At 47.7% G+C, this 8,980-nt stretch carries 9 protein-coding genes and 1 pseudogene; 6 read left to right on the plus strand and 4 right to left on the minus strand.

Features of this window, described 5'->3' with window-relative positions:
* Positions 1 to 204 (plus strand): annotated as a pseudogene (locus tag Q0546_RS03235) (LLM class flavin-dependent oxidoreductase); the annotation flags it as partial.
* Here Q0546_RS03235 and Q0546_RS03240 read toward each other — a convergent pair.
* Positions 201 to 1,112: a DNA ligase gene (locus Q0546_RS03240; protein ID WP_298790477.1), complete on the minus strand. Its 912-nt coding sequence runs from the start codon at positions 1,110 to 1,112 to the stop codon at positions 201 to 203. The pseudogene Q0546_RS03235 and the gene Q0546_RS03240 overlap by 4 nt on opposite strands.
* The gene (locus Q0546_RS03245) at positions 1,109 to 2,167 is read right to left on the minus strand and encodes an NAD-dependent epimerase (RefSeq protein WP_298790479.1); all 1,059 of its coding nucleotides are present in this window, start codon (positions 2,165 to 2,167) and stop codon (positions 1,109 to 1,111) included. Before Q0546_RS03245 ends, Q0546_RS03240 begins: the two co-directional genes overlap by 4 nt.
* Positions 2,168 to 2,387: 220 nt before the next feature.
* Between Q0546_RS03245 and Q0546_RS03250 the strand changes: the two genes are divergently transcribed.
* The gene (locus tag Q0546_RS03250; protein ID WP_298790481.1) at positions 2,388 to 3,710 is read left to right on the plus strand and encodes a DUF1565 domain-containing protein; all 1,323 of its coding nucleotides are present in this window, start codon (positions 2,388 to 2,390) and stop codon (positions 3,708 to 3,710) included.
* A gap of 82 nt (positions 3,711 to 3,792) precedes the next feature.
* On the opposite strand, the gene Q0546_RS03255 is transcribed toward Q0546_RS03250, so the two are convergent.
* Both Q0546_RS03255 and Q0546_RS03260 read right to left on the minus strand, forming a co-directional pair.
* Positions 3,793 to 4,008: a hypothetical protein gene (locus Q0546_RS03255; RefSeq protein WP_298790483.1), complete on the minus strand. Its 216-nt coding sequence runs from the start codon at positions 4,006 to 4,008 to the stop codon at positions 3,793 to 3,795.
* Positions 4,009 to 4,022: 14 nt separating this feature from the next.
* Complete coding sequence (locus Q0546_RS03260; protein WP_298790485.1) at positions 4,023 to 4,940, minus strand: 3'-5' exonuclease; 918 nt, start codon at positions 4,938 to 4,940, stop codon at positions 4,023 to 4,025.
* Positions 4,941 to 5,003: 63 nt separating this feature from the next.
* Between Q0546_RS03260 and waaC the strand changes: the two genes are divergently transcribed.
* Genes waaC through rfaQ form a run of 4 tightly spaced genes read left to right on the plus strand, consistent with a single transcriptional unit; the run spans position 5,004 to position 8,728 of the window.
* Positions 5,004 to 5,990 (plus strand): lipopolysaccharide heptosyltransferase I, encoded by a 987-nt coding sequence (waaC, locus tag Q0546_RS03265; protein ID WP_298790487.1) that lies wholly within the window; start codon positions 5,004 to 5,006, stop codon positions 5,988 to 5,990.
* Positions 5,983 to 6,876, plus strand: coding sequence for a lipid A biosynthesis lauroyl acyltransferase (locus tag Q0546_RS03270; protein WP_298790489.1), 894 nt, complete (start codon positions 5,983 to 5,985; stop codon positions 6,874 to 6,876). Before waaC ends, Q0546_RS03270 begins: the two co-directional genes overlap by 8 nt.
* Positions 6,870 to 7,643: a glycosyltransferase family 2 protein gene (locus tag Q0546_RS03275; RefSeq protein WP_298790491.1), complete on the plus strand. Its 774-nt coding sequence runs from the start codon at positions 6,870 to 6,872 to the stop codon at positions 7,641 to 7,643. Before Q0546_RS03270 ends, Q0546_RS03275 begins: the two co-directional genes overlap by 7 nt.
* Positions 7,640 to 8,728, plus strand: a complete 1,089-nt coding sequence (gene rfaQ / locus Q0546_RS03280; RefSeq protein WP_298790493.1) for a putative lipopolysaccharide heptosyltransferase III — start codon at positions 7,640 to 7,642, stop codon at positions 8,726 to 8,728. The genes Q0546_RS03275 and rfaQ overlap by 4 nt, the downstream gene beginning before the upstream one ends.
* The last annotated feature ends 252 nt before the right edge of the window (positions 8,729 to 8,980 follow it).

An 8,980-nucleotide genomic window follows, 5' to 3' on the forward strand; every position in this document is an offset into this window, starting at 1 on the left:
GAGCTAAAAAATAGAGAAAGAAGCGTCACAGAAGAGATGATGGCGTGTTCTTTTATAGGCTCAAAGCAAAGCGTTAAAGAGCAAATTTTAGAGTTTCAAAATAGACTAGCAGTCGATGAGATCATGGCTCAAAGCTTTATTTTTGATGAAAAGGCGCAGTTTGACTCTTTTGGGGCGTTAAAAGAGATCACGGATCAAATTTAATCCTCTCTAACCCTTAAAAATATAGGAAATCTTGGCTTGCCGTTGGCGGTTAAATTTTGAAATTTATATGTGATGATAGAGCCTATCTTTGGGGGATCTTGACGATTTTTGTCGCTTAGTCCTGAGCCTATTTTAAAGATAGTGCCCTCTTTTGGCTCGCCAGCTCTTTCTTTATCATCTTTGCCGCCAAGCGCCTTGCAGGTAAGCGAGCCTACAAATTTTTCGTATTTGCCGCTGCCTTTATTTACGGCGACAACCTCGCACTCGGCGTCTTTAAATTTTTTATATTTCAGAGCATTTTTGCTTCGTTTTCGCTCATACGGCGCGTTTGGCTCGCGCACGACCGCACCCTCGCCGCCCTTTGCGATGACAGCCTCCGCAAACGCCTCAAATTCGGCGTTATCTTTTACTTTTACTTGCTTGATTATCTTTAAATTTTGCCCTGCCTGCGGATTTTGCAAGATAAATTTTTCAAGCTCGCTAAGCCGCTCTAAAAGCCCGCCGCTAGCCTCAGGTACGTCAAAAACATAAAATTTGATCTCACTCCACGCTGCCTCATTTGGCGTTTTATCCATTACGATCGATTGGATTTTTTCAAATTCGCCCCGCGCAGTGTAAAGCTCACCGTCAAGTGCAAACGGCGGAAAATGCGCGCTCCAGCCCCCTGGCGTGGCTATAATTTTACCGTTTCTGGATAGCAAATTTCGCCCATCCCAGTAGGCGCGCACGCCGTCTAGTTTCTCGCTAGCTAGCCAGCCGCCGACGTTTTGACCTTTGTATTCGCTAAGTTTTAAAAGCTCAAATTTATCTTTTTTAGCAGTATCTACACCCGCGTCGCTTAGGTTTTCGCTCTGCGCCGCCAAAGCGAAATTTAAAAAGGCGGCCAGCAATAGCGCGAAAAATCTCAAATTTTAACCCCGTAAAACTCGCAGTACCACTCGATAAACCTAGCCACCCCGTCATTTACGCTAGTGTTTGGCTTGTAGTCAAAGTCCGCTACCAGATCGCCCACGTCCGCATAGGTCGCAGGTACGTCGCCGGCTTGAAGCGGGAGGAAGTTTTTCTCTATCTCGCGGCCAATTTTTAGCTCGACGGCCTTGATGTAGTCCATGAGCTCTACGGGGCTATTATTGCCGATATTATAGACCTTAAACGGCGCGCTAGAGGTGGCTGGATCGGGATGCTTCGCGTCCCACGCAGGATTTGGTTTCGCAGGGTTGTCGATGCATTTTATGATGCCCTTTACGATGTCGTCCACGTAGGTAAAGTCGCGCTTCATCTTGCCGTAGTTAAAGACGTCGATTTTCTTGCCTTTTAGCGCGGCGTCTACGAACAAAAACAGCGCCATATCAGGGCGTCCCCACGGGCCGTAAACGGTGAAAAATCGCAGTCCCGTAGTCGGCACGCCAAAGAGATGCGAATACGTATGCGCCATCATTTCGTTGCTTTTTTTAGTCGCGGCGTAGAGGCTGATCGGGTGATTTACGCCTTCGTGCGTGCTAAACGGCATATTTTCGTTTAGGCCGTAAACCGAACTAGAGCTTGCGTAGACTAAATTTGCGGTTTGGTTGTGGCGGCAGCACTCGAGGATATTCATAAAGCCCGTGACGTTGCTATCGATGTAGGCTTGCGGATTGATGAGCGAGTAGCGAACGCCCGCCTGAGCGGCTAGATTTACGACGCAGTCAAATTTCTCGTTCTCAAAAAGCCTTTTCATCGTTTCGCCGTCGGCTAGATCGGCTTTTATAAATTTTAAATTCGGTTGCGTTTTTGAGCTTATCAGCTTGCCGCGCTCGATCTCGCTCACGTCAAAACCGGCCGTTTTTAGGCGCTCGAGCTTTAAATTTACGTCGTAGTAGTCGTTTATCACGTCGTATCCGATGACCTCGTCGCCCCTTTTTACGAGGGCGTTTGCCAAGTGAAATCCGATAAATCCCGCCGTTCCGGTTACTAAAATTTTCATGTTTTTTCCTTTGTGATTTGACGTTATTTTAGCACAATCTCATTTATTTCGCCGTTAGCCTGCGCGCCTGAAAGTAAAATTTGAGCAAATTTGCGCGGCCTTGGGATCAAATTTGACGTTTAAATTTGCAAATTTAAGCAGAGATTCTTAAACGAACTTTTAATTTTTTTACTATTTTACTGCTATAATCAACTAGTTAAATTTACACGAGGAGACGACGATGCCTAGTTTTAAAAAAGCCGCTCTGCCTTGCCTTTTTAGCGCATTTGCCCTGCTCGGACACGCAGCCGAACTCTACGTTTCAAAAGATATGGGCGACAACGCAAACGTCGGCACCAAAGAAGCGCCGCTAAAAAACATCGAAAAAGCCGCCCAGATAGCCCAAATAGGCGACAAAATTTACGTCGCCGAGGGTAACTACTACGGGCTAAGAGACAAGGGCTTTATCATCATCAAAAAGCCCGTCGAGATCTACGGCGGCTACTCCAAGGACTTCGCCGTGCGCGATGTTTTAAAGTACCAAACCCGCATCATGCCACCTGCGTCCGTTAACGGCACGGGCTCGTCAAATCCGCTAGTCGAGCTAGACATCGTCGCAGCGCCTGGAGAGAGGCTCGTTTTTGACGGCATTATCTTTGATAAGGGCGACTCAAACGCCTATGATCCAAGCAGAGGTAAGCCAAGAGGCGTAGAAACAGGCATGCTAGTCCTGCCGCCCGGAATCGGCCAAAACGGCAAGGCTACAAACGTCATCACGGCCGCCAAGCCGCTTTTAGGCGGTAAATTTTTAGGCGGCGGCGAGCTTGCGATACGAAACAGCGTCTTTAGCAACGGCAACAACTCTGCAGTGAGACTAGGCGCTCACGGCGAGGTAAATATCGTAAACAACGTCTTTGTCGCAAACGCCATCAGCGCCTGCGAAATCTGGGGCGCGAAAAATCAAGCCGACGCCGTCAAAATCGACTTTAGCTACAACACCATGCTTTTTACCTGGCCGCGAACGGCTAGCTTTGGCGACGGCGGCCAAGGCTTTAAGGTCATGACCAAAGCAGACGTCGTCATCCGCCGCAACATCATCGGTCTCTCGGCCTTTGCGGCGATAGAACGCGCCCGCATCGATAGTCCCGTAGCCATGGAGAAAGGACGAAAAGTGCGCGTAAACGACAACCGCTTTTTCCTCAACAAAAAAGCCGACGTCATCCTGCCGGGACTCGGACTTTTTGAGACGATATTTGCAAAGGATTTTGCAGATGTGGATCTCTTTGACGAGGCGGTCGGTAACGAGGAGCTAAAGGACGACAGATCGCTAAGAAAAGCCATAAACAAGGCGTATATGGAAGGATTTTTGGACGCTTCATACAAAGAGAGCGTGGACTACGATCCAAATTCGTTTACAAACGAGCTAAGAAGGGTGTTTGGGATAAATCAAATCGCGACAGGACAAAGCGAAGTGTCGATGTTTGCCAACAAATATCCGCTAAAAGACGCGATTAAACTCTTTGGCGCGGTAGAGGGCTACGGCGCGCAGGAGATAAAGTACTGATTTGCCATGTGTTTTGTCTAGAAATTTGACATTTACGGGATTGTTTTCGTGCCGTCTTTCGTCAAATTTGATTTAGTCGCGGTCAAATTTGCAAATTTGCAGCTATTTTTGCGGCGTTAGGTTGCGTGTCTTTTTCGTCAAATTTGATGCTGTAGCCGCTAAAGCGAAATAAAATTTGCCCAGTAAAAGCCAAATTTACTAATCGCTCGCCAAACCGAGTCAAATTTGACCGCACCCTAAAAACATACGCGTCAAATTTACCAAGCCCGTGCCGTTTCGAGCCGTTTTGGCCTGCCAAATTTCGCTAACCTCTCACTGCTCGTCCAAATTTATCTCGGGCATATTTTCTTCGGTGTAGTACTCCTCTGCCCCGGCCTGTTCGCCCTCTTCATCAAGCTCTGGCTCATCCTCGTAGTTTTGCGTTTCAAGGCGCACGAGTTCGCGATCGACCGCCTCGCAAAACACCGGCGTATAACCCATCTGCGCGCAGTTTGCCGCGAGCCACTCGCTCATCACCGAGATGTCGTCCGCGTAATCATCCAGCGTCAAATTTCCGCGCAAAAGCTCGTATTTTAGAAAAAGCCAGTAGGTGTTTAGCACGTCGCTTTCGCAGTATTCGTTGATCTTATCTATCTTGCCGTCAAAAAACAGCTCCATCACCTGATCGCCGTGCACGTCGTATTTGCCGGGCAAATTTAAGCTCGCGCAGAGCGTGTCGAGCTTTAGCCCGCGCACGGAGCCAAACTCGCTCACGTGGTCAAGCAGATCGAAGTGAAATTTGCCGCTGTATCGGTCACGGTAGTTGCCGTCCCATTTGCCCTTGCCAAGCTCCTTGTTTTCGACCTCGTAAAAGCTCGGAAACGAGACGTTATACCTCATCGCGCGAGTTAAAATCATCGGCAGATCAAAGCCGCGCCCGTTAAAGCTCACTAGACGCGGGTTGTGCGAGTTTACGAAGCCGATAAATTTATTTAGGATTTCGCGCTCGTTTGCACCCTTCATCGTACTTACGCGCAAAAATTTACCGTACTCGTCCGCCATCACAGCTGAAATCGCCACGACGCAGTGAAACATCACGGGTAAAAACTCGCTTCCACTTGCTGCTTTTTGCGCGGCAAACGCCTGCCTCGCCACCTCCGCGTCGCTTCCCTCAAAGCCGTAAATTTTACGCAAAAGCGCGGTGTCCGGCACCGTTTCGCAGTCAAAAACGCAGATATAATTTTTAGCCATTTCAAACCTTTTTTAGCTATTTTTGCCTAAAATGATAGCTAAAAATCTTTATAAAAGCGATAAATGAATAAAAACACAGCCCCAAACATCGCCGTTATCAAGCTCTCCGCCCTGGGCGACATCGTCCACGCGGTAGTTATTTTGCAGTTTATCGAAAAACACTTGCCAAAAGCGAAAATAACGTGGTTTGTAGACGCCAAATTTAGCGAGATTTTATTCCTTTGTCCGCAAATTTCGCACGTCGTTTCGCTACCGCTAAAAAACGGCGAATACAAAAAAAGCTTGGAGCTGATCGCGTCTGCCAAGCAAGAGGGCAAATTTGACTACGTCATCGACCTGCAAGGACTTCTCAAATCCGCCGCGGTTGCGAAACTTCTTGGCAAAAACAGTTACGGATTTGACAAATTTAGCGCCAAAGAACCGCTTGCGGCGCTGTTTTATAAGCATAAATTTAGCTGCGACTACGGAGAAAATATCATCTTGCGAAATTTAAAACTTACGGCTTTTGCTTTGGGCTTTAGTTTTAGCGAGGATGAGATTTTAGCCAAACAGCCTTGTTTTAGCGCCTCGCAAAGTAAATCGCAAAGCTTAAAAAAGAAAATTTTAATAGCGCCTTTTGCTAGCGAGCCGAGTAAAATTTACGATAAATTTGGCGATGTTATCGCGCTGCTTGACGATCAGAAAAATGAAATTTTCGTCTGCTTTAACGGCGAAAACGAGGAGAAAAAAGCCCTAAATTTGATCAAAAACTCAAACGCAAAACCGCTAAACTTAAACCTAAAAGAGCTCGTAAATTTTATATCATCCTGCGACCTTGTTATCGGCAACGATAGCGGCGTGACGCATATCGCCTGGGCGCAAAATCGCCCCTCTATCACGCTTTTTGGTAACCGCCCCGCAGAGCGAAACGCCTACGCAACGCCCGTAAATTTAACCATCGACGCGGGTAAAAAAATAGACGCGAAAAAGATAGACAAAAGCGACTTTTGCGTGCGAGATATCGCGCCGCAGACTATCGCAAACGCGGCAAAAAGGCTACTTGATGCGTGATTTATTTTACCTTTGGCTTTATAGATTTTTTAAATTTATCTTTACCGTTACGCCCGCGTTTTTGCTAAATCCTTTTTTAAATTTCATCGCGTTTTTATTTTATAAATTTGACGCCAAACACACCAAAATCATCAGAGCAAATCTAAATTTCGCCTACGCGGACGAGCTCACGGCCGCGCAAAAAGAGCAAATCATCAAAGATACGTACCGAAACTATGCCAAATTTGCAGTAAATTTTATAAAAAATCAAAACGCGAGCAAGGAAAAAATCCTAGAAAAAGTCGAATTTAAAAACGAGCAAATCTTTCAAAACGCGCTCGCCTCGGGCCGCCCGATCATCGTACAAACCGCGCACTACGGGCAGTGGGAGCTATTTTCGCTGGCGATGGCGGCAAAATTCGGCGGCGTTAGCATCGTCGGACGCGCGCTTGATAGCGCGGTCATGCAGCGCATTTTGGCGGCAAACCGCACCCGCTTTGATATCGAGCTCATCGACAAAATGGGCGGCGCAAAGCAAATCCTAAAAGCGGTTAAGGCACGCCGATTAGTCGGCATCCTAGTCGATCAAAACACTGCCAAAGACGAAGGCGTGGAGGTTAAATTTTTCGGTCGCGAGGTCCTGCATACGCCCGCAGTTAGCATTTTTGCGCAAAAAAGGGACGCGCTCATCGTGCCGGCCTTTATCCGCGAAAAAGGGGCAAATCTCAGCGAAATTTGCTTTTTCCCGCCGATTGATATTAGGGATTTTGACAAAGACGAAGCCGTGCTAAAGGCCACGCAAGCGCAAGCTGACGTCACCGAGGCCGCCGTACGCGAGAAGCCGGACGAGTACTTTTGGTTTCACAAGCGATTTAAGCATTTTAACGAGGAAATTTATAAATGCTAAGCGTCGTTATCCTCACGCTTAACAGCGAAAAATATCTCGCCGAGGTGCTAAAAAGCTGCGAATTTGCAGACGAAGTCGTCGTGGTCGATAGCGGCTCGCAGGACGCTACGGAGCAAATTTGCTCTGGGTTTAAAAACGTCAAATTTCACAAGCAAAAATGGCTGGGATTTAGTGCGCAAAAGCAGCTGGGCGTGGATCTAGCGCGCAATCGTTGGGTTTTCGTGCTAGATAGCGACGAGGTGATTTTAGAACCTCTGAGAGAGGAAATTTTGCAAATTTTACAGCGACCCGAGTTTTGCGCGTACGAGGTGGCTCGCGCAAATATATTTTTCGGCAAAGAAGTGCGCACGATGGGGCTTTACCCCGACTGCACTGTTAGGCTTTTTGACAAGACGCTAGCGGAGTTTGACGGGCGCGAGATACATGAAAAAGTAGTTTTAAAAAGCGCGGCAAAAACGGACGAACAAATCTCGACTGGCACCGCAAATGGCGCAAATTTAACCGCCGCCAAAAATGAAATCGGTAGGCTAAAAAACCACTTCAAACACTACGCATACGACAGTATCGAGCAGTTTATCACCAAGCAAAATCGTTACTCGAGTCTGGGCGCAAAGGGTGCCAAATCAAGCAAATTTAAAGCTATTTTAAATCCAGCTTGGACGTTTTTTAAGCTATTTTTCCTAAAAGGCGGCTGGCGCGAGGGCTGGCGTGGCTACGTGATAGCAAGGCTTTATGCGCAATATACATTTTGGAAGTACGTAAAATGAAAGATAAAAAAATCAAAATCCTAGTTATGAAATTTAGAAACATCGGCGACGTGCTGCTCACGACTCCGCTCATCGAAAACCTGCGCCGCATCTACCCCGACGCGCAGATAGATTTCGTGCTGAACAAGGGCACCGAGGCGATGATCGAGGGCAACCCGAACATCCAAAACATCCATATCTACGACCGCGCAAATATAAAAGAGGTCGGCTTTTTTAAACGACTTTGGCGCGAGTTAAAGTTTATCCGCGCGATCAAAAAGCAAAAATACGACATCGCCGTGCAGACCACGACGGGCGATCGCGGCATCATCGTCGCCAAATACGCCAAGATAAAAACCATCGTGGGCTTTGAGGGCAAAAATAAAACCGTAAACAAAATAATCACGCACAAAGCCCCTAAAATAGGCGGTCTGCGCCACACCGTGGATAGAAACCTAGACGCCCTGGCCGCGCTAGGATTTGAGCCTAGCGGCAAAAGAGTGAGCGTGTACTTCGATCCAGAGTGCATCAATCATCTAAATTTGCCGCCTAAATTTATCCACGTGCACCTAACTAGCCGCTGGATGTTTAAGTGCGCGGACGACGAAACTATGGCTGCGATAATCGACTTTTGCGAGGGGCTTGGCGTGCGGGTCGTGCTAACGGCCGATAACAACGACGCCGAGCTAAAAAAGCTAGACGACGTGCTGGCGCTGTGCTCCTCTAGTCCCGTAAATCTAGGTGGCAAACTCACCCTAAAACAGACCGCCGCGCTCTCAAAGCGCTCCGCGATGTTTATCGGCGTAGATACGGCGATCATGCACCTAGCCGCGGCCAACGACGTGCCCGTGATCGCGCTGTTTGGGCCTAGCGGGGCGTTTGAGTGGGGGCCGTGGGATAACGATCTAGACGCAAACGGCTACACGCAGCGCAACGGCAACCAAACTATGGGCAAGCACGCGGTGTTTCAAAAGGACTGGGACTTCGTGCCGTGCGACAAAGAGGGGATGATAAAGCATGGCGTGGAGCGAACGCTGATGAGATTTGAGGGCGAGGAGCTGGAGGCGATAAAAAGCAAAATCAGGGAAAATTTGAGCCGAAACTAAGCGTGCTTTGTAAAATGCGGCCGTTTTGGCTAAATTTTACAAGTAAATTTGAGCCGCGAGCGGTAAATTTGGCCGTTTTGGTCAAATTTGACGATCAAATTTATCAGCTCGGATTTTGTAAGTCAAATTTGATTTGAACGCTAGCCGTCACATTTAACCTTCTTGATTTCACAAATTTGGGCGTTTAAATTTGACGCCTAGGCCTTCTTTTCGTTAAACACATACGAGATCACGAAAACGATCAGACAAACG

The organism is uncultured Campylobacter sp. (assembly GCF_937997465.1).
Lineage (GTDB): Bacteria > Campylobacterota > Campylobacteria > Campylobacterales > Campylobacteraceae > Campylobacter_A.